This is a genomic window from Bradyrhizobium sp. SZCCHNS1022 (assembly GCF_032484835.1).
Lineage (GTDB): Bacteria > Pseudomonadota > Alphaproteobacteria > Rhizobiales > Xanthobacteraceae > Bradyrhizobium.
On sequence record NZ_JAUETT010000001.1, the window covers coordinates 404,166 to 424,468 of the forward strand.

Below are 20,303 nucleotides of genomic sequence, written 5' to 3' on the forward strand. Positions count from 1 at the left end.
CGTACCAGTCCTGCTCGTCCTTACTGCGTGCAGCTTGGCAGCTCTGCGGTGTGAACCTGCACACGCGCAGTGGTGGAGCCGGGCCCCAGCCGATTTTGAAGAGTGCGCGGATCTCGCCGAACAGTCCCCGTCCAAGGAAGAGAAGACGGCAGCGCTCGCCCAATGCAATGCCAAGTTCGCGGGCCGTCGCAAGCCGGGCGGCGGCTACACTTATTACGACTTCATGCAGAACCGCATCTTCGATATTGCAGGTCCCAATCCAACGCCAGAAGAGCAGAAATATATCGACCAGCAATATTCGCTCTATCTGGAGAAACGCGGTCGCGACAACGTCGCGACCGCCTTCATGACGCGGCCGCAGCCGCAGAACCTGCAGCAGGCCTCGCTACGCGATGTTCCGGTGCGGGCTGCGATCGAACCCGAGCGCGTGCCGCTTCCGATCCAGCGACCGAGTAGGCCGCCGAGCGCCGACGCCCGCGCGCGGGTCAAGGTCGTGCCCTGCGTCAAGGAGCCTGGAAAGGATTCACTCTCCTGCAGCTTTCAAATGCTGTCGGAGAAGCTGAGCGACCTGAAGCGGTTCCTCACGGGCCAAACCCCGCCCCCCGCCCCTGCATCCAAGGCGAAGAAGGGCTGAGCCGAACTGCCGCGCAGCTTTCGGCCGGCCGCTTTCAGTGCGCGGCGCGATCGTGATGATGATGGCGATGCCGGCGCATGTGGTCGCGGTGCGGATATGGCACCGAGGTCATTTCCGCCGGCGCTCCTGCGCGCTGCGCCGCTCTCTGCTCCTGCAGCCGCGCGTCATAGCCAGGTGACGGCACCACCGTCGGCGGGGCCGCATCGGCGGACGTCGAGCCAAGGGCTGCGATCAGGCCGGCGGCAACGCAGGCAAAAGTCGTGACGAGGCGCATTCTCATCTCCTCCCGCACGCCATCAGGCGCTTCTCCTCGAATTGAGATTCGCATCGGGTCATTTCAAGAGCTGCCGGCGCCATTGCGATCGACAAAGATGCGCAAATCTCACGCGCGCACCACGCGCGCCGTAGTGAGCGGCTTGTAACCTTAGCCACCGATCACTACCCTGATCACCGGGGCACGTAGGGAGGCATGGTATGGGCTTACTCGACATCCTCAACGGCATGCAGAACGGACCGAACGGGCCGTCACATCCGAGCACGCAGAAGAATGGCGGCATGTCGCCGCTGACCATGGCGATCCTTGCGCTGCTGGCCTGGAAAGCGGTGAAGCATTTTTCACCGGGCACGCAGCCGAACGCTACGCCAGCCCCCGTCCCGCCGCAGCCGGCGCCGCAAGGCAGCCCCGCGGGCGGAGGTCTCGGCAACATTCTGGCCGGCGGGCTCGGCGGCCTGCTCGCAGGCGGCGCGGCCGGGAGCATCCTGTCCGGCGGACTCGGCGATCTCCTGAAGCAGCTCCAGCAGAGCGGCCAAGGCCAAGCGGCCAATAGCTGGGTCGGCAGGGGACAGAATCAGCCGATATCGCCGAACGATCTCGCCAATGCGCTGGGGGCCGATCAACTCGACCAACTCAGCGCCCAGAGCGGCTTGCCGCGTGATGAACTGCTGAACGGGCTTAGCCAGTATCTGCCCCAGGTGGTCGATCATTTGACGCCGGATGGGCGGTTGCCAAGCGAGCAGGAGCTGTCGGGACGGATTTAACGGGCCGATCGAAGCGGCTCCAGAGAGGACGTTGGCCCATGCTGCACATCATCATCGTCGGATTCGTCGCCGGCATCATTGCGCGGCTTCTCTCGCCTGGCCCGAACAATCCATCCGGCTTCATCGTCACCACCGTGCTCGGCATTCTCGGCGCCTTCCTCGCCACCGCCGTCGGACAAGCGATCGGGCATTACGGTCCTGAGCAAGGCGCCGGCTTCATCACGGCCGCGATCGGCGCCGTGGTCGTTCTGTTCATCTGGAACAGGCTGGTCGCAAGCGGCACGATCCGGGACTTCAATCGCTAGTTACCGCTGTCGTCACTACGAGCCAACGGGTCCGCGCGGACGCGCAGCCCGATGACGAGCTCCACGAAGCAATCCAGTCTCAAGAAGCAAGTCTGGATTGCTTCGGAGCTGACGCTCCTAGCGATCATGGAGGGAAGCAATCAGGCGATGAGATGCATGCCGGCATCCATGCGCACGACCTCGCCGGTCATGTGGGCCGATGCGGGGCTGGCCAGGAATGCGACCAGCTGGGCGATGTCCTCCGCCGTCGATGCCGCCTTGAGCGGGACACGCGCCACCACGGCATCGCGCACCTGCTTCGCCCCGTCTTCGCCGCGGCCCTTGGTGAACCAGGGCGTATCGATATAACCGGGGCAAACCGTATTGACGCGAATGAACGGCGCGAGCGCACGGGCCAGCGACAAGGTCATGGTGTTGAGCGCGCCTTTGCTTGCCGCATAGGCGATCGACGAACCGGTACCGCTGATGCCGGCAACCGATGAGACGTTGACCACCGCGGATGCGCGCCCCGATCCTTTCGCAGCAGCTTCCAACAACGGCCGCGCGGCACGAACCATTTGATAGGGTCCGATGGTGTTGACCGCATAGATGCGTTGGAAATCTTCGGCCGACAGACCATCGAGCTGGTCATGCGCCACGTGCTTGGTCGTCCCGGCATTGTTGACCAGCGCGTCGAGCTTACCCCATGGCGCAGCCGCCGCGACGATCTTCTTGCAGTCATCGTCTCGCGAAACGTCGCCCTGGACCACCACCACCTCGACGCCTTCCTTACGGCAGAGATCGGCGGTTGCTTCCGCCTCGCTCTTGCTGTTGGAATAGTTCACGACAATCCGTGCGCCCGCCTTCGCCAGAAGCAGCGCGGTCGCCGCTCCCAATCCCGATGCCGAGCCCGTGACGACCGCGCACAGACCATCTTTCGCCATGACGAATTCTTCCTTTTGTTTGAGTGGTCCTTCTTAGCCAAGTTCGCGGGGGCTGCAAACTCCACCAATCTCCGCCGGATGGAATGCCACCATGCTGTGACCGAGGAGCGCCCTGCGGCCGCGATGCTTGCCACGGCGCGGCGTTTTCCTCATCATGCCCAGCAAATAAACGGCGGCGCAACACGTGCCGCAAAAGCCGAGGAACGCTGTGGCGGAGAGCGACAACATCGTCGTCGGGACGGCCGAGAGGATTTTCGCCGATCTCGCCGATGCGCAGACCATCAATCACGACAAGGACGGCCGCTGGCAGGCGCCGCTCTGGCAGGCCCTGAGTGAGGCTGGCCTTCCGCTTGCGTGGGTGCCTGAGGATCTCGGCGGTGCCGGCGTCGACCTCGCCGATGGTTTTGGCGTGTTGGCCGCCGCCGGGCGCTTTGCGATTCCGCTGCCGCTCGCGGAAACCATGCTTGCCGGCTGGCTGCTTGCCGAGGCCAAAATTGCCTCGCCGGAAGGCGAGATGACGGTGGCGCCGGCGCGCCCTCAGGACACCGTCGTGCTGGATTGCGATGGCCGCCTGACAGGCCGCTGCCGCGGCGTGCCATCTGCGAAAGCCGCCAAGCATGTTGCCGTGCTCGCGGCTGGTCAGGATGGCCCCTCGATCGCGCTGGTCGAGACGGCGAAGCTGCGGATTCAGGGCGGACTGAACCTCGCCTTCGACGGCAGCGACACTGTGGTCTTCGACAATGTCGAGCCTCTCACGCTCGTGCCTGCTCCGGACGGATTCGATCAGACATCGCTGATGCTGATGGGGAGCGTGGTGCGAAGCCTTCAGATCGCGGGCGCGTTGGAGCAGCTGCTCGAGATCAGCGTCAAGTACGCCGGCGAGCGGGTCGCATTCGAGAAGCCGATCGCGAAATTCCAGGCGGTGCAGCACAATCTGGCGAAGCTCGCCGGCGAGTCCGCGGCGGCGCTGGCGGCGGCAACCTCGGCGGCCGATGCGCTGGCCCATGCCACGGGCTTTGACGATGCGGTTTTTCTCGAAGCGGCCGCGGCGAAAATCCGCTGTGGCGAAGCCGCGGAAAAGGGCGCAGCGATCGCGCATCAGGTCCACGGCGCCATCGGCTTCACCACCGAACACATCCTGCATCGCTTCTCGTTGCGCGCACTGGCCTGGCGCGACGATTTCGGATCGGAGAGCTATTGGGCGGTCGAGCTCGGCAAGCGCATCGCGGCGCGCGGCGCCGACGAACTGTGGCCGCTGGTCGCCTCACGCTGACCGTTCGAAACGAAAGAGGACCGTTCAATGACCGCACTTCGTTTCGATCCGATCCGTCTGCCGAGCGAATGCGAGGAGCTGCGCAAAGAGGTGCGCGCGTTTCTCGCCGAGGAAATTGCCACTGGGACCTTCAATCCGTTCCAGCCGCTGCGTGAGGATGCCGATGCACGCGAGTTCTCGCGGCGGGTTGGCGCCCGCGGCTGGATCGGCATGACCTGGCCGAAAAAATATGGCGGCCACGAACGCTCTTTCCTGGAGCGTTACGTCGTGACCGAGGAGATGCGCGTCGCCAACGCTCCGGTGCGCCGCTTCTTCGTTGCCGATCGCCAGAGCGGCCCGATCCTGCTTCGCTACGCGCCCGAGCACGTCAAATTGGATATCCTGCCGCGCATCTGCCGCGGCGAATTGTGTTTTGCGATCGGCATGAGCGAGCCGAATTCAGGCTCCGACCTGTTCGCGGCCAAGACGCGCGCGACCAAGACCGACGGTGGATGGCTCATTAACGGCGCGAAGATCTGGACCACCTCGGCGCACATGGCCGACTATATGATCGCGATCTTCCGGACCTCAGCTCCGACCAAGGAGAACCGGCGTCACGGCCTGACCCAGTTTTTGGTCGACATGAAGACGCCGGGCATCCAGGTGAACCCGATCGGCCAGATCACGGGCCAGAAGGAGTTCAACGAGGTCGTCTTCACCGATGCCTTCGTGCCCGACGATTACCAGCTCGGCGAGATCGACGGCGCGTGGAAGCAGGCGACATCCGAGCTCGCTTATGAGCGATCCGGCCCCGAGCGGTTCCTGGAGACGTACTACGTGCTCACCGAGTTGGTGCGTGCTGTCGGCAGCGATCCCGATACGCGCAGCGCCGAGGGCATCGGCCGGCTGGTCGCGCAACTGCACACGATGCGGCGGATGTCGGTGTCGGTCGCCGGCATGCTGCAGGCCGGCAAGGAGCCGGTGGTCGAAGCCTCGATCGTCAAGGACATCGGCACGGTATGGGAGCAACAATTGCCGCACCGGGTGCGCGAGCTAGCAGCCTTCGTCGATGACGACGCCGGCAATCGCGAGACGCTGGAGAGCCAGCTCTCCTTTGCGATTCGTACCGCGCCCAAGCTGACGATCCAGGGAGGCACCACGGAAGTGCTGCGCGGCATCATCGCGCGCGGACTGGGCCTGCGGTGACGCCGGGCGAGGGTCGCGCTGCGATCTGGTAGTTGCAGGCGATAGGCGAGCGGCTGGCTCGGCGCGCCCTCTCCCACAAGGGGAGAGGGGTGCATCGACCGTGTGGAATTGGTTCAGATTGATTGGAGACACGACATGACCACCTTCACTGACATCGGCGTCGAGATTCATGGCCATGTCGGCCTGATCGAAATCCGGCGACCGCCGCTCAACTTCTTCGACATTTCGCTGATCAACCAGATCGCGGATGCCCTCGACGAATTCGATCGCAACATCGAGATCCGCGCCTCGGTGCTCGCTGCACAAGGCAAGGCGTTCTGCGCCGGCGCCAACTTCAACGATCCGGCACGGCAGGCCCAGGAGGCCGGCGACAGCAAGGGCGACCCGGCCGACAGCTTGGGACAGATCAATCACCTCTATATGCAGGCGGTGCGGATCTTCCGCTGCAAGAAGCCGATCGTGGCTGCCGTGCATGGCGCGGCGATCGGCGGCGGCCTCGGTCTTGCGGTGTCCGCCGATTTCCGCGTCACTTGCCCCGAAGCGCGGTTCTCGGCCAACTTCACCAAGCTCGGTTTTCATCCCGGTTTCGGGCTGACGGTCACGCTGCCCGAGCTGATCGGCAAGAACAATGCGGAATTGATGTTCTACACCAGCCGCCGCGTCACCGGCGAGCAGGCATATCAATGGGGCCTTGCCAATGAATGCGTGCCGCAGGGCGAGGTGCGGCCGGCGGCGATGAAACTCGCAGCGGAGATCGCCGAATGCGCGCCGCTCGGCCTGCTCTCGACCCGCGCCACCTTGCGCGCCGGCCTCGCCGACCGGGTGATGGCAGCAACCACCCACGAGCTCGCCCAGCAGACGCGGCTGCGCGCCACCGAAGACTTCAAGGAAGGGGTCAAGGCGACCGAAGAACGGCGCGCCGCAAACTTCAAGGGACGGTGATCCTGCGGCCGCAGGCGAGACGCTCGCGCGCGCCGCTCACGCCGCGGCGTGTTTGCGACCCGGCACCGCTGCCAGCAGCTCGCGCGTATAGGGATGCTCCGGATTCGCGAACAGCGCGGCAGTCGGCTTCAATTCGACGATCGCGCCCTTCTGCATCACCGCGATACGGTCGCAGATCTGGGCAGCGACGCGCAAATCGTGCGTGATGAACAGCATCGAGAGTCCAAGCCGTACCTTCAGATCCTCGAGCAGCTTCAAGACTTGAGCCTGCACCGAGACGTCGAGCGCGGACACCGCTTCGTCGGCGACGATGATCTCCGGCTCGAGCGCGAGCGCGCGGGCAATGCCGATGCGCTGACGCTGACCGCCGGAGAATTCGTGCGGATAGCGCTCGATCGCGCCGGCGTCGAGCCCGACCATGCCGAGCAGCTCCTGTGCCCGCCGCAGCGCTGACACCAGCGGCGTACCGCGTGCGACCATGCCGTCGGCGATGATGCGGCCGACCGTGCGGCGCGGATTGAGCGAAGCGAACGGATCCTGAAAGATCATCTGGATGCGATGGCGCTGTTCGCGCAACGCGCCGCCTTCGAGCGCCGTGAGGTCGGTATCGCCGATCCGCACCGTGCCCCGATCCGCGTCAATGAGGCGCATCACCAGCCGTGCCACCGACGACTTGCCGGAACCGGACTCGCCGACGAGCCCGAGCGTCTCGCCCTTGTGGATCGTGAAGTTGACCTCATTGGCTGCGCGGGTCTGCCGTTTCGGGCTGAACCAGCCGGTCGGCGTCACATAGGTCTTGTCCAGCCCGATGACGTCGACCGCCTTGGGCGCAGCTTCCAGTGAGGCGCGCGGCGGCGGGTCGAACGAGGGCACGGCGGCGAGAAGCGCGCGGGTGTAGTCGGCCTGCGGATCGGCGAAAACGTCGCCTGCCGTGCCCTCCTCCACCACCTTGCCATGACGCAGCACCACGACCTGATCGGCAATGTCGGCGACGACGCCGAAATCATGGGTGATGAACATCACCGCCATGTTGTGGCTCCGCTGCAGGTTGCGGATCAGCTTCAGGACCTGCGCCTGCGTCGTGACATCGAGCGCGGTGGTCGGCTCGTCGGCGATCAGCACGGCGGGCTCGAGCGCAAGCGCCATCGCGATCATCGCGCGCTGACGCTGGCCGCCGGAGAGCTGATGCGGATAGGCGCGGATGATGCTTTCCGGATCGGGCAGGCCGACCTCGCGGACCAGCGCCAGCGCTTTCGCGCGGCGCTCCTTCGGCTTCAGCAGACCATGCGCTTCGAACACCTCCGTGAGCTGGTCGCCGATCCGCATCAACGGGTTGAGCGCGGTCATCGGCTCCTGAAACACCATGGCGATGCGGCGGCCGCGCAGATCGCGCCAGCCGTCGTCATCCACCTGCAGAAGATCGCGGCCTTCGAACAGGATCTCGCCGCTATCGACCTGCACGGTGTCCGGCAAGAGGCCCATCAGCGCATGGGCGCACATCGATTTGCCCGAGCCGGATTCGCCGACCACGCAGACGATCTTGCCGGCTTCGAGGTTGAACGAGACGCCGTCGACAGCGTGTGCACGCTCGGCGCCCTTCGGCAGGGCGATGCGCAGATTTTTGATCGAAACAACGGGATCGGTCATCGGATCACTGTCTCGTCGCTGTAGGCCACATCTGCGAGCCGCGGACGCGGTTCACCTCTCCCCTGTGGGGGGAGGTCGCGGGCGACAGCCCGCAGGTGAGGGGGCGCGGCTCCATCGAGGGACCGTGATCCCTCACCCCCAACCCTCTCTCCAAGGGAGAGGGAGCCGACCATCATTGTTGCAGCAGCCGGGCTCACAGACGCCATCGCTCACCTCCCCTCGCGCGACAGGCGCGGGTTGAGCGCATCGTTCAAACCTTCGCCGATCAGATTGAGGCCGAGCACGGACAGCAGGATCGCAAGGCCCGGAAACACCGTGATCCACCAGGCCTGACGGATCACGGTGCGGCCTGCGCCGACCATGTAGCCCCAGGAGATCAGGTTGGGATCACCGAGGCCGAGAAAGGAGAGCGAGGATTCCAGCAGGATCGCGGTCGCAACCATCAGCGAGGCCAGCACGATCACCGGCGACAGCGCATTCGGCAGGATCTCGCGCCAGATGATCCAGCTGCTGCTTTGCCCGGTGACGACGGCGGCCTGGACGTATTCGCGGGTGCGCAGAGACAGCACCTCACCGCGGACGAGGCGAGCGACCGGCGGCCAGCTGACGATGCCGATCGAGATCACGATGGAATAGATCGAAGGCTGCAGGATCGCGACCAGCACGATGGCGAGCGCGAAGCTCGGGACGGTCTGGAAAAATTCGGTGAAGCGCATCAGCGCGTCGTCAATCCGCCCGCCGAAATAGCCGGCCACAGCCCCGAGCGGAACGCCCACCACGAGCGCGACCAGCGTCGAGACCAGCCCGACAAGGAGCGAGACGCGCGCACCGAAGATGAGGCCGGCAAGCACGTCGCGCCCGAGCGCGTCGGTGCCAAGCGGCACGGCCGGCGCCGTGAACGGCGGCAGGAACGGCCGCTGCACCATGCGCCAAGGCGAGTTCGGGACATAGATAGGACCAACCACTGCGACAAAGATCGCTAGCGCCAGGATGACGAGGCCGATCACTCCGCTTGGGCTCCGCAGCATGGTTTTCCAGAACTGGGTCATGCTGCGAACTCGATGCGCGGATCGACCAGGCGGTAGACGAGGTCGGTGACGAGATTGAAGATCAGGACCATGGCCGAGCAGACCACGAACACGCCGAGTAGCAGATTGTAGTCACGCTGGATCAGGGCGTCGTACATCAGCCGGCCGATGCCGGGCCAGGCGAACACCGTCTCCGTCAGCACCGCGCCGCCGACCAATGTGCCGGCGTGCACGCCGGCCAGCGTCACGACCGGCAGAAGCGCGTTGCGCAGCACGTGACGGCGCTGGATCACGCTGTCGCGCAGCCCCTTGGCGCGCGCGGTCTTGACGAAATCGAGCCGCCTGACCTCGAGCATCGAGGCGCGGGTCATGCGGGTATAGGTCGCCATGAAGAACAGGCCGAGCGTCGCCGCTGGCATGACGAGATGAGCGCCGACGTCGAACGCGTGGCGGAGGCCGGTGTAGTTGGCGCCGACGGTTTCGTAGCCGAAGCTCGGCAGCCAATCGACCCAGACCGAGAACACAAGGATCGCAATCAACGCGATCCAGAACAGGGGCGTGGCATAGAAGATCAGCGCGAGCACGGTGATCGCGGTGTCCATGAAAGTGCCGGCAAAGCCCGCGGCGAGCACGCCGAACAGAATGCCGAAGGCGAGCGAGATCAGAAAGGCGGTGAGCGTCAACAGCAAAGTCGCCGGCAACCGCTCCAGAATCAGCTGCGCCACCGGTGCCTGCTGGCGGAACGAAAAGCCCAGGTCGAAGCTGGCGATGCCCTTGACATAGATCAGAAGTTGTTCAGGCAGCGGCCGGTCGAGCCCGAATTTCTGCCGCAGCTGGTCGACGAACACCTTGTCAGAGGCGCCGGCTTCGCCCGCCATGACGACGGCGGGATCGCCGGGCGCAAGGCGGATCAGGAAGAAGTTCAACACGACGATCGCGAGCAGGACGATAACGCCCTTCACGAATCTTTGGACGATGAAGGAGAGCATATGAAGCCCGTGATGATCAGCTCGAAATACGGATGGCGCGGCATCGCGCGAAGCTCGGACCTCGCACGCCGCATAGCCGCCTTACTTGTCGAGCCAGGCGTCGCGGAAACCATCGTTGACACCGATGCCGGTGGTGATGAGGTTCTTCACCTTGCACTTGGTGATGGTCGGGAACTGCAGCTCGAGCAGCCAGGCGACCGGCACGTCCTCGACCAGGATCTTCTGCACCTTGTCGTAGATCTCCTTGCGCTTGGAGTCCGGTGTCGCCACTGCACCGTCAGCGAACAGCTGGTCGACCTCGGGATTGGAATAGCCCTCGACGTTGTTGAACAGCTGACCCTTGGCAATCGCGCTGGTCAGATAGTTGCGGGAGACGCCGAGCGCGGGATCGCCATACTGGTAGAGATAGGTGAAGGCGATATCGTAGTCCCAGTCCATGATCTTCTGATTACCGCCGGGAACGTCGGTCGCGACGGTCTCGATGTTCATGCCGACGTCCTGCAGGTTCTGCTTAACGGCCTCGCCCCAGCGCTGCCAGGTTTCGCCATAAGCGAGCGGCAACATGCGGAGCTTCTCGCCCTTGTAGCCGGCCTCCTTCAGGAGCGCCTTGGCCTTGGCCGGGTCGTAATCATATTTCGGCACATCGCCCGTATAGAACTTGATGGTCGAGGCGGATGGGCCGGTCGCGACGTTGCCGAGCCCGTTCCAGATCACGTCCTTGGCGAAGTTGCGGTCGATCGCATACATGATCGCCTGCCTCACCTTCTTGTTGGCGAGGATCGGGTTGCGCTGGTTCAGCCACAGCCAGGAGAGCGGGCTGAAGAATTCCCAGCCGGCGCCGGTCATGCAGGCGCCCGGCAGCTTGGACACCCGCTGCACATCGAAATTCTCGATCGAGCCACCCGGCAACACATCGACCTTGCCGGTTTCGAACGCCACCGCGCGCGCCGCGGCATCCGGAATGATCTGCCAGTAGATCTCGTCGAGATAGGGCTTGCCCTTCTCATGGTAGTTCGGATTCTTGACGAAGTGAATGAACGAGCCCTTCCGCCATTCCTTGAACATGAAGGGGCCGGTCCCGACAGGGGCATTGTTGTATGGGTTGGTGTTCCAGTCGGTGCCTTCGTAGAGATGCTTCGGCACCATCGGCATCGAGCCGACCTCGAAAATGCCGAGGAACGGACCGAACGGCTGCTTCAGCGTAAAGACGACGGTGAGATCGTCGGGCGCCTCGACCTTCTCGACGACAGAGAGATTGTTGCGGGCGCGCGCGTGGGTCTTCTTCAGCATCTCGATCGAGAACAGCACGTCCGCCGAGGTGAAAGGTTTGCCGTCATGCCAGGTCACGCCCGGCTTGAGCTTGAACGTGTAGATCTTGGCGTCCGGGCTGATCGTCCAGCTTTCCGCAAGCTCCGGCAACGGCTCGAGCTTGGGGCTGTAGCGGAGCAGGCCTTCGAAGATATTGCCCGAGACCATCTGGGTCGGTCCATTCTGGACCATCGCCAACATCAGGCCCGGCGGCTCGGGCTGGATCACGGCGTTGATCACTCCACCGAGCTTGGGCTCCTCGGCCCGAGCCTGAATTGGCAAAGCCGCCGCGGACAATCCGCAGCCCAGAACAACAGCTAATAATACCCGCTTCAACATCATGCGACCTTCCAAACGTTCCAATCGGCCGCTATGCATTCCGCGCGCCAAGCGCACGAATGTAGCCGCCTCCCGATGTGCAATTGTTCGCAAGGCGCGCCGGCCGTTGGAGCGCCAGCTGGCTTTGCGTGTTGATCGAGCTTGGAATCGCGAAGCCGACGCGTTGGAAGCACGGCGCGGCCAGGGTCGGAATGCAGTCCAGAAGCACCCTGGCTCCGGTCAAGCTCGTGCAAGAAGGCTCACACGGCTCGAATGAGCGCGGCAAGATGAAAGTCGCGACAACGATCGCCCAAAAAATAAACAGCGCAAATAGGATTCGTGAACACCCTCAGCGGGCACTGCGGATGGAGCTGTCACCTCGACGAGATCACTGATCGGCGCTCCCGCGCGATCGTGCCCGCCACCATCTGCATCACCACGCCCGTCATCCAGCCGGCCATGATCAGCCACGTCCAGCCGATATGAGGGGTCTCGCGCAGGATGATAATGGCAACCGCGAAGAACGCGGTGAGTGTCGCGAGGAAAGTACCGACTGCACTGAGAAACTCCGGCGCGTCGATCTTTCTCGCCGCCGGCGTGCCTTCCTCATGCGGATGGAATGGCCGGGGCGGCGTATCGATACCGAGATAAAACCCGAAGCCCCCGCACAGCATCATCAGAAGCAGGAAGCCTTGCGTCGTCAGCCATGGAACGCTGGAGCCGACATGGGCGCCCACGAACAAGCCGCAGGCCGCGCCGGCCAGGGCAAGGCCCGAGCGTTCCAGGATATGGGCAATTTTCCGGACACGAATCCGCATGAGCTAGTCCCCCGCCCGATACGGACCGGCGCCGAGAGGCGCCGGTCCCGCTTCGAAAATTCGCTGAGCCTAGGCAGCCTGGTTCAGGCCGGCATTGAGATGGCGCAAACGCGGCAGCACCTCGTGCTTCAAGAGCTCGAGCGAGTGCCGCCAGGCTTCCGGTTTATGCTTGTAGTCGAAGCCGAACACGAGCAGCGTTCCGAAGCCGCCGACCTCGCGCCAGATCTGTTCGATCTTCTCGGTGACGGTCGCCGGCGAGCCGATGATCCAGTTGCGCCGCGCGCAATAGTCCACAGTAACATCGGTATCGGGTACGTCAGGCGCGTGCTTCAAATAGTCCTTGAAGCCGAAATGGCCGAGCAACGGCAGGAAGTACTCGCTCATCATCCGGCCCATCATGTCGCCGGTCGAAAGCCGCCAAGCCTCCTCGTCGGTATCCGCCACGAACACCTCGCGCACCAGCCGCCAGTCGCTCCGCTGGGGTTTGCGGCCGGTCTTTGCCGCGCCCGCCTCGACCGAATCCCAATGCGACGAGACATAGGCCGGGTTGAGATTGAGGCTCATCGGAATGAAGCCGCGCTCGCCGGCGAGCTTCAAGGTGTCGGAGTTCTTCGACAGGCCGGCAACGCCGATCGGCGGGTGCGGCGCCTGTACCGGCTTGATGTGGGGTTTGAGGAAGTCGAACATCACCTCGGGCTTGGTCACCGTCCAGTATTTGCCCTTGTGCGTGAACGGTGCCGGCTCGGTCCAGAGCCTCAAGATGATTTCCAGTGCCTCGCGGGTCATCTCGCGGTTCTGCCCGCTCATGCCGTCGACATTGAACATCGCCCAGTCGCTCGGCAGGCCCGATGCAGCGACGCCGAAATTGAGTCGGCCGTCGGAAAGATGGTCGAGCATCGCAACCCGATTGGCGAGCTCGGCAGGGTGATGATAGGGCAGCAGGAAGCCACCGGGACCCAGCCGGATGTTCTTGGTCTCGCGAAAGGCCTGCGCCAAAATCAGATCGGGTGCGGGATGCGGTTCCCAGGGTGCCGTGTGATGCTCGCCGATCCAGGCTTCCTGATAGCCGAGCTCGTCGAGCCAGCGCAGCACCTGCAGGTCCCACTCCTGGCCCTCCTTCAATCCGCACTCCGGCGGATGCGAAGGCATTGTGAAATATCCGATTTCCATAGCGCTTTCCTCTCGCGTTTTGTTGCGGCGCATCTTCGCGGATGCGCTCATCGTCACGCGAGACGAAACACGACCAAGCGAGCCGGCATCGCCGCACGTGGTCTGCGAAGTCTAGCACGTCGCAGCACGCCGACAACCGTCGGCTGTGCCGCAGGCGAGCAAGCAGCAGCGGAGCTCGCGGCTATTTAAGGCCCGTGGTCGGCGACGGGAAGCCACTGGGAGATTTTGACGATTGGAGTCGCTGCACGAGATCCCGCGGCAAGGAAATCGTGGCTCCTCCCGGCGAAACGGGGCCTGCCGGCAGCTCACGATTCGGGGCAGCTGCTGCATCCACCGCAATGGCCCGAACTCTATTAGCCGGCGCAGCCGCGGCAGTTGCGTTGGCAGACACGACCCGGGTCGCGACATGCTCTCTGAGCAGCTCGCCACTATCAGGAAACCACATCGAGCTCGGCTCCGCCGTGTTGGCGCGTTCGGCAAAGGCGAGGCTCAATCCCAACTTCTGCAGCCGTTCCTTCTCGATCGTGACGGTCCGACTGCGCTCGGCAGCGGTGATTCCGCGATAGGACGGCTGGTGGAAGCCCAGCCGCGCATCCGACAGGATGACGCGGTCCTTACCACCCAAGAAGACAATGGTGCAGGCTGACAAACATTGCTTCTCGACCAGGGTGGACAATCCGCGCGCCTTGATGAGGTCGGACATTGTCTGCGCCTCGCGGATACGGCCACCGATGGAGTCGAGCCGCACCGTCTTGACATCCGGCATCGCGTTCAAGAAACCTTCCAGCTCCTTGGCCACGCCGAACTTGATGCCACCGGTGAATTCCAGCATCTCGCCGGAGCCGAGGACCCTGAACTGATGCGGGCCGAGCGAGTTATCGCCACCCACGATTTCGGCGATACCTGCGATCTGCGGCAAGCCTTGCGTAAAGAACTGCCAAAGCGCGCTCGCAACGCCGAGCGTCACCATGATCTTCGCGATGCCGCCCCATGGGCCATTGCCGACGCTGCGATAGCGCGTTCCCGACCGCCAGATGCCGACGGTCTGCCAAAGCGTGAGCAACAAGATGCAGAGCCATATTGCGCAGATCAGGATGAGCGCCGGCAGCGGTTGTGCATCGAGCCGCTCCTGAACGACCAGCGCAGTGGCGACCGCGATCGCCAGGGTCGCAATCACCCCAAGCAGCATCCCGTTGACCCAGTACGACACGGGCAAGGACAGCTCACCGTGCCAGTGACGGGCGAGATAACTCCGCTGCACGTGCGCCAGCGCGGCCGGGAGCGGAGGTGGTAACGCGGCAAGATGCGGCTCATCGCCCGCGGCCGCCCTAACCGCAGCTCCGGCCCGCTCGGCATCGGCGGCCTCCGCCGCAGGCTGCGCCGACCCGGCACTCGCCGGCGTCCGATCAAGGCAATAGACCGCAGTGGCCGCAAAGCGGTCGTACCAGGTATCCGTTCGGACGTAGACTTGGCGCCACGCGGCAAGGCCGACAATCAGCAGCGGACAATACGATGCGAGCGTCAGGCCGAGGAGCAGAGATGCAGGCAGCGCGACGATGTCCAGGAATGATAGCGCGATCGGCCAGATCAGCGCTGGACTCGCGATCAGGAGCAGCAGGCCGTAACGCCGCCTGACCGCGGCATTCCTCGCCGCGCTGCCATCGGCGCTCGCGAGACGGATACGACAGATCCTTCGGCCGGGCGTGCCGCCGCGAATGTCGAACATGGCGCGCAAGGCCAGCAACAGCGGCAACAGGAAAATCCCGAGCGACAGTCCCTTGATCGGAGTGCCGCCCGCATCGAGCATGCTGTCGATGTGGATGTCCTTGGTGAACGGACCCGTCTGCGTGACCTGCGCGAGCCGCAGCATGCGAGCGGACGGCAGACCGAGCACGCTATGTGTGCAGTCGACGATCGTGTTGGGCTTGAGATCGGCAGGCACGACGACCCCCGACGGGATGACCTCAAGCTTTCTGCAGCTGATGGCATAAACGCCGTCAGCGAATTGAACGCGGCCATTGGTCAGCGGAAACAGGACCAGGGCGCAGACCTGCAGAACGATTGCAATGGCCATGATGTCGATCAGCAGCGCACCCAGCCGGCGCCAGATGCCGGCGCGCTTAAACTTGCTGCTGAGACCCTGCCCCGTCACGAAACCGCTCGGCGAACATCGCTGGCAATGCCCACCGCACGCGGTAGACCATACGCATGCTGCCTGGAATTGATTGCGGTGGCAAGCGTTCACAGCCTGATCGTGCGCGGACGGTTAAAGCTTCACCCCCGCATGTGTCACGCCACGGCGGCTCTGGAAGCATGCGTTCAGCGCGCCCCAAAGGTCGTCCTGCCGAACAGCTCCTTGTGCGTGGACGGCTGGGAGCGCCAATATTGCGGCGGCGCGGAGACCTGACCGCCGAGTTCGGCGGCGGCATGCCAGCCCCAGCGCGGGTCGTAGAGCATGCCACGCGCGAGCGCGACCATGTGGGCCTTGCCGGAAGCAACAATCTCCTCGGCCTGTTGCGGTTGCGTGATCAGGCCGACTGCAATGGTCGGAAGCTCCGTCGCCTGCTTCACCGCCTGCGCGAACGGCACCTGATAGCCTGGACCGAGCGCAATCTTCTGCAGCGGCGATACGCCCCCTGAGGAGACATCGATCCAATCGACACCGCGGCGCTTCAGCTCCTGCGCAAACACGATGGTCTGCGCCAGGTCCCACCCGCCCTCGACCCAGTCGGTCGCGGAGACGCGCATGCCGACCGGCTTGTGCGCCGGAACGACCGCACGCACCGCCTCGAACACCTCGAGCGGAAAGCGCATGCGGTTGTCGAGGCTGCCGCCATATTGATCGGTGCGTTGGTTCGACAACGGCGACAAGAACTGATGCAGGAGATAGCCGTGCGCGCCATGCAGCTCGAGTGCATCGATGCCGAGCCGGTCGGCACGTCGTGCCGCATCGACGAAGGCAGCGCTGACGCGTGCGAGGCCTGCCGAATCGAGCGCCAGCGGCGCGGCTTCGCCTTCCTTGTGCGGAATCGCCGACGGTGCGACCGTCTGCCAGCCACCTTGCGAGAACGGGATCTGCTGGCCGCCTTCCCACGGCCGATAACTCGATCCTTTGCGGCCGGCATGGGCAAGCTGCATCGCCACTGCGGTCTTGGAATGTTTGCGGACCGAAGCGAGGATCGGCTTTAGTGCGGACTCGGTGTCGTCATCCCACAGGCCGAGGCAGCCGGGCGTGATCCGCCCGATCGGCTCGACATGCGTCGCCTCGATGCAGAACATCGAGGCCCCCGAGAGCGCCAGCATGTTGATGTGAGTGAAATGCCAATCGTTGGCCGCACCATCGTCGGCGGAATATTGGCACATCGGCGAGACCATGATGCGGTTGGCAAGTTCGAGGCCGCGCAGCTTGATCGGGGAAAACAGAGCGCTCATGCGGGAGGGTTCCGGGCTTGGGAAAGACCATCGTAAGCTAATAGCCGCGATCGCGAACACCAGCCCTCCCCTTGCCGAGGCGAACGCGGTGCCTCCATGCCACGGCTCGAACCCGGCGGCAGGCGCTCATTCCACCAGCGTGAACTGCAATAGCAGCGTGCGCTGAATCATCGAAAAATTATCGTCGGATATCAGGGTCAGCACCGTGTCGCCCTCGGGCGTGACGTGAGCGTCGATGCCTTCCATGTTGTCGATCTCCTGGCCCAGATCGGCGGCGAAGATCGTGGGGCCGTCCATCAGCACACCGGGCGCGATGTCCGCGAGCCGAAGTCGGCGGATCCGGATGCCGACGCCGGAGACCAGCGAGAACTTGCGCTCCAGCACCAACAGATCGCCTGAACGCAACAACACGGCGTCGCTGATGTCGAAATCCTCGGTGCGCCGGACACTGAATTGCCCAGGGGTCGGGCCACCGATCAGGAACGAGATCAGATTGCCGTCCGCATCCAAGCCGCGCTCCGAGAGGGCGATCAAGGTCCCGGCGAGCGGCTGGCCTTTCGGCACGAACACGAGCGCCTCGAGTCCCTTGTTGTTTGGGAGTCGTTTCGCGGCAGGCGGCAGCGGCACGATCTCGCCGCGCGCACCGGTGAAACCCTTGGAGAAGTCGTAGCGCAGCACCTGGTTGACGCGCTCGAGCCCGACGTAAACCTGATCGCCGTCCATCGCAATGGACTCGGAATCGTACCAGCCGCGATCGAGGATCGGCCGCCCGTCGGGTCCGAGCAGCGGTGCAGCTTCGACGTCGGCCAGTCCCGCCATATCTCGGCCCGAATACATGATGCGACCGGTGAACCAATTTCCCTGGTCGCTGAGCGCGATGAAGCGCTCGCCTTTCGGATCGAGCCGAAGGCCGGACAGGCCGCCGAAGCCGGGAAACGATGAGGTCAACACCAGACCGCTGCGATATTCGAGCGAGCCGAAGCGCAGGCGGGAACGATCCCTCAAATCGAACGACGGCATCGGCCGCGCCCTGACCTCGATTGCAACCGGGCTGCTGACGGAATGCTCGCCGCGGACAGCGCGATTGGCCGCGGGCGTCGCACTGAGCTGGGCGCGGGCCCATTCGGGAGCTGCGACAGCGGCAGCGCCCATGACGGCGAGCGTCAGGAAGCGACGCCGACCGAACACCGCATCTGGCGACATGGTTGACAGGACCCCTCTCGCCCCTCCTCCGTCAAAGGAGGAGGAAGCGCCAGCGCATCGCGCCGTCTCACACGGTTACGAATGCAGCCGCCGCTTTTGATGGGTGGCAGGCTGCGGCGCAGCGTGGGTCTCGGTGAACAGCTCCGCGAGCTTCTCGGTGATCGCTCCGCCCAGTTCCTCGGCATCGACGATCGTGACCGCGCGGCGGTAATACCGCGTCACGTCGTGGCCGATACCGATCGCGATCAGTTCGACCGGAGAGCGGGTCTCGATCTCCTCGATGATGTGACGCAGGTGCCGTTCCAGGTAATTGCCGGGATTGACCGAGAGCGTGGAATCGTCGACCGGCGCACCGTCGGAGATCATCATCAGGATCTTGCGCTGCTCAGTACGGGCGAGCAGGCGCTTATGCGCCCAGTCGAGCGCCTCACCGTCGATATTCTCCTTCAGCAGGCCCTCGCGCATCATCAGGCCGAGATTCTTGCGGGCCCGCCGCCATGGCGCGTCCGCCGCCTTGTAGATGATGTGGCGAAGATCGTTCAGCCGGCCCGGGTTGGCCGGCTTGCCCGCGGCAAGCCAGGCCTCGCGCGATTGCCCACCCTTCCAGGCGCGCGTCGTGAAGCCGAGAATCTCCACCTTCACGCCGCAGCGCTCCAGCGTGCGCGCCAGGATGTCGGCGCAGGTCGCCGCCACCGTGATGGGACGGCCTCGCATCGAGCCGGAATTGTCGAGCAGCAGCGTCACCACGGTGTCGCGGAATGTCGCCTCCTTCTCGCGCATGAAGGACAGCGGCTGATAGGGATCGATGACGACGCGCGACAGCCGGGCTGGATCAAGGATGCCCTCTTCGAGATCGAACTCCCAGGCGCGGTTCTGCTGCGCCATGAGCCTGCGCTGCAGCCGGTTCGCGAGCCTGGCGACGATGCCCTGCAGGTGGGCGAGCTGCTTGTCGAGATAGGAGCGCAGCCGTTCCAATTCGTCATGGTCGCAGAGATCCTCGGCGGCGACGACCTCGTCGAACTTCGGCGCGAAGGCGTGATATTCCGGACCGCGCGGCTCGTTGGCGCCACCGCGGTTCGGCCGCGTCGCCTCGCCCGGCGTCTCGTCGTCGCCGAGTTCGCCGTCATCGAGCGTGTCGCTGGCCGAGGCTTGTGCGGCCTCCATCGCGCTTTCCGACATCTCATCCGATGTGGTCTGCGCCTGATCGGCACTCATCTCCTGCGCAGCGTCGGAATCGGGCGAGCCCTCCGCACCGGATTGCTCGTTGTCGCCGTCGCGGTTGTCGTCCTGATCCTCGTCTTCGTCGGAATCGGCATTGCGCTCGTCGCCGAGATCGAGCGCCGACAGGAGATCGTGGACCATATCGCCGAATTTCGCCTGATCCTCGGTGACACGGCTCAATTCATCGAGACGGGAGCCGATCTTGTCCTCGAGAATCGGGCGCCACAGATCGACCAGCTTGCGTGCGGCCGCCGGCGGCGCCAGGCCGGTCAGCCGCTCGCGCACGAGCATGGCGAGCGCATCCGACAGCGGCGCATCGGCGCGATCGGTGATCTCGTCATATTTGCCGCGGTGGAAATGGTCGTCGAGCATTGCGGTGAGGTTCTTCGCCACGCCCGCCATGCGGCGGGCGCCGATCGCCTCGACGCGCGCCTGCTCGACCGCCTCGAAGACGCCGCGCGCCTGCGGATTAGCCGGGATCAGCTTGCGGTGGACCTTCGGATCGTGACAGGCGAGCTTCAGTGCGATGGAATCCGCATGTCCACGCACGATCGCAGCATCGCGCTTGGTCATCTTGCGCGCGGGCTCCGGCAACCGCGCCTTGCCCGGCGCGAGGCCCGGACGTTCGGCAGCAAAGGAGACTTCGAGCTCCGGGGTTTTCGCGATCGCCCGCAGGCAGCCCGTCACGGAGCGCTTGAATGGCTCGGTCGGCGCTTCCTTGCCCTGATTGCGGAATTTGCTGTTGGATGTGCTCATCGCTGCTCAGCTCGTCGTCCCCACGAAAGCGGGGACCCATAACCACCAGCGGCTATTACCGTCAGAGAAAGCAGCCGCGTGGTTCGATTGAAAGAGTCCGCGGTATGGGTCCC

18 protein-coding genes are annotated in these 20,303 nt (G+C 64.4%); 6 read left to right on the top strand and 12 right to left on the bottom strand.

Features of this window, described 5'->3' with window-relative positions; translation table 11 throughout:
* Nucleotides 1-34 precede the first annotated feature (34 nt).
* Complete coding sequence (locus QX071_RS01800) at nt 35-634, top strand: hypothetical protein (protein WP_315702563.1); 600 nt, start codon at nt 35-37, stop codon at nt 632-634.
* Between the two features lie 34 nt (nt 635-668).
* Here the strand turns inward: QX071_RS01800 and QX071_RS01805 are convergent, their stop codons facing one another.
* Nucleotides 669-908, bottom strand: coding sequence for a hypothetical protein (locus QX071_RS01805; protein ID WP_315702562.1), 240 nt, complete (start codon nt 906-908; stop codon nt 669-671).
* A 200-nt stretch (nt 909-1,108) separates the two neighbouring features.
* Here QX071_RS01805 and QX071_RS01810 point away from each other — a divergent pair, with 200 nt between their 5' ends.
* Complete coding sequence (locus tag QX071_RS01810; RefSeq protein WP_315702561.1) at nt 1,109-1,672, top strand: YidB family protein; 564 nt, start codon at nt 1,109-1,111, stop codon at nt 1,670-1,672.
* 38 nt (nt 1,673-1,710) lie between these two features.
* The gene (locus QX071_RS01815; protein ID WP_315702560.1) at nt 1,711-1,977 is read left to right on the top strand and encodes a GlsB/YeaQ/YmgE family stress response membrane protein; all 267 of its coding nucleotides are present in this window, start codon (nt 1,711-1,713) and stop codon (nt 1,975-1,977) included.
* 140 nt (nt 1,978-2,117) lie between these two features.
* Here the strand turns inward: QX071_RS01815 and QX071_RS01820 are convergent, their stop codons facing one another.
* Entirely contained in the window at nt 2,118-2,900 is a 783-nt protein-coding gene (locus QX071_RS01820) for an SDR family oxidoreductase (protein ID WP_315702559.1), read from the bottom strand.
* A gap of 208 nt (nt 2,901-3,108) precedes the next feature.
* On the opposite strand from QX071_RS01820, the gene QX071_RS01825 reads away from it, so the two are divergent.
* The 3 genes from QX071_RS01825 to QX071_RS01835 all read left to right on the top strand — a co-directional run bounded on the left by QX071_RS01825 (nt 3,109) and on the right by QX071_RS01835 (nt 6,300).
* Complete coding sequence (locus tag QX071_RS01825; RefSeq protein ID WP_315702558.1) at nt 3,109-4,173, top strand: acyl-CoA dehydrogenase family protein; 1,065 nt, start codon at nt 3,109-3,111, stop codon at nt 4,171-4,173.
* Nucleotides 4,174-4,200: 27 nt separating this feature from the next.
* Nucleotides 4,201-5,358 carry an acyl-CoA dehydrogenase family protein gene (locus QX071_RS01830; RefSeq protein ID WP_315702557.1) on the top strand — a complete coding sequence of 386 codons (1,158 nt, stop codon included), beginning with the start codon at nt 4,201-4,203 and terminating at the stop codon, nt 5,356-5,358.
* 135 nt (nt 5,359-5,493) lie between these two features.
* Nucleotides 5,494-6,300: an enoyl-CoA hydratase/isomerase family protein gene (locus QX071_RS01835; RefSeq protein ID WP_315702556.1), complete on the top strand. Its 807-nt coding sequence runs from the start codon at nt 5,494-5,496 to the stop codon at nt 6,298-6,300.
* Nucleotides 6,301-6,336: 36 nt separating this feature from the next.
* Here the strand turns inward: QX071_RS01835 and QX071_RS01840 are convergent, their stop codons facing one another.
* The 10 genes from QX071_RS01840 to cobT all read right to left on the bottom strand — a co-directional run bounded on the left by QX071_RS01840 (nt 6,337) and on the right by cobT (nt 20,190).
* Nucleotides 6,337-7,947 carry an ABC transporter ATP-binding protein gene (locus QX071_RS01840; RefSeq protein ID WP_315702555.1) on the bottom strand — a complete coding sequence of 537 codons (1,611 nt, stop codon included), beginning with the start codon at nt 7,945-7,947 and terminating at the stop codon, nt 6,337-6,339.
* Between the two features lie 209 nt (nt 7,948-8,156).
* Nucleotides 8,157-8,996, bottom strand: a complete 840-nt coding sequence (locus tag QX071_RS01845; protein ID WP_315702554.1) for an ABC transporter permease — start codon at nt 8,994-8,996, stop codon at nt 8,157-8,159.
* Nucleotides 8,993-9,964 carry an ABC transporter permease gene (locus tag QX071_RS01850; RefSeq protein WP_315702553.1) on the bottom strand — a complete coding sequence of 324 codons (972 nt, stop codon included), beginning with the start codon at nt 9,962-9,964 and terminating at the stop codon, nt 8,993-8,995. The genes QX071_RS01845 and QX071_RS01850 overlap by 4 nt, the downstream gene beginning before the upstream one ends.
* A gap of 81 nt (nt 9,965-10,045) precedes the next feature.
* Nucleotides 10,046-11,611, bottom strand: coding sequence for an ABC transporter substrate-binding protein (locus QX071_RS01855; protein ID WP_315703160.1), 1,566 nt, complete (start codon nt 11,609-11,611; stop codon nt 10,046-10,048).
* Nucleotides 11,612-11,964: 353 nt separating this feature from the next.
* On the bottom strand, nt 11,965-12,408 hold the full coding sequence (locus QX071_RS01860; RefSeq protein WP_315702552.1) for a hypothetical protein: 444 nt from the start codon (nt 12,406-12,408) through the stop codon (nt 11,965-11,967).
* A gap of 69 nt (nt 12,409-12,477) precedes the next feature.
* Complete coding sequence (locus QX071_RS01865; RefSeq protein WP_315702551.1) at nt 12,478-13,578, bottom strand: LLM class flavin-dependent oxidoreductase; 1,101 nt, start codon at nt 13,576-13,578, stop codon at nt 12,478-12,480.
* A gap of 181 nt (nt 13,579-13,759) precedes the next feature.
* The gene (locus QX071_RS01870) at nt 13,760-15,730 is read right to left on the bottom strand and encodes an RDD family protein (protein WP_315702550.1); all 1,971 of its coding nucleotides are present in this window, start codon (nt 15,728-15,730) and stop codon (nt 13,760-13,762) included.
* Nucleotides 15,731-15,897: 167 nt separating this feature from the next.
* Nucleotides 15,898-17,010: an NADH:flavin oxidoreductase/NADH oxidase gene (locus QX071_RS01875; RefSeq protein ID WP_315702549.1), complete on the bottom strand. Its 1,113-nt coding sequence runs from the start codon at nt 17,008-17,010 to the stop codon at nt 15,898-15,900.
* A gap of 126 nt (nt 17,011-17,136) precedes the next feature.
* A complete protein-coding gene (locus QX071_RS01880) occupies nt 17,137-18,213 on the bottom strand; it encodes an esterase-like activity of phytase family protein (protein WP_315702548.1) in 1,077 nt (358 codons plus the stop codon).
* A 75-nt stretch (nt 18,214-18,288) separates the two neighbouring features.
* Nucleotides 18,289-20,190 (bottom strand): cobaltochelatase subunit CobT, encoded by a 1,902-nt coding sequence (gene cobT, locus QX071_RS01885; protein WP_409977465.1) that lies wholly within the window; start codon nt 20,188-20,190, stop codon nt 18,289-18,291.
* Between the last annotated feature and the right edge of the window lie 113 nt (nt 20,191-20,303).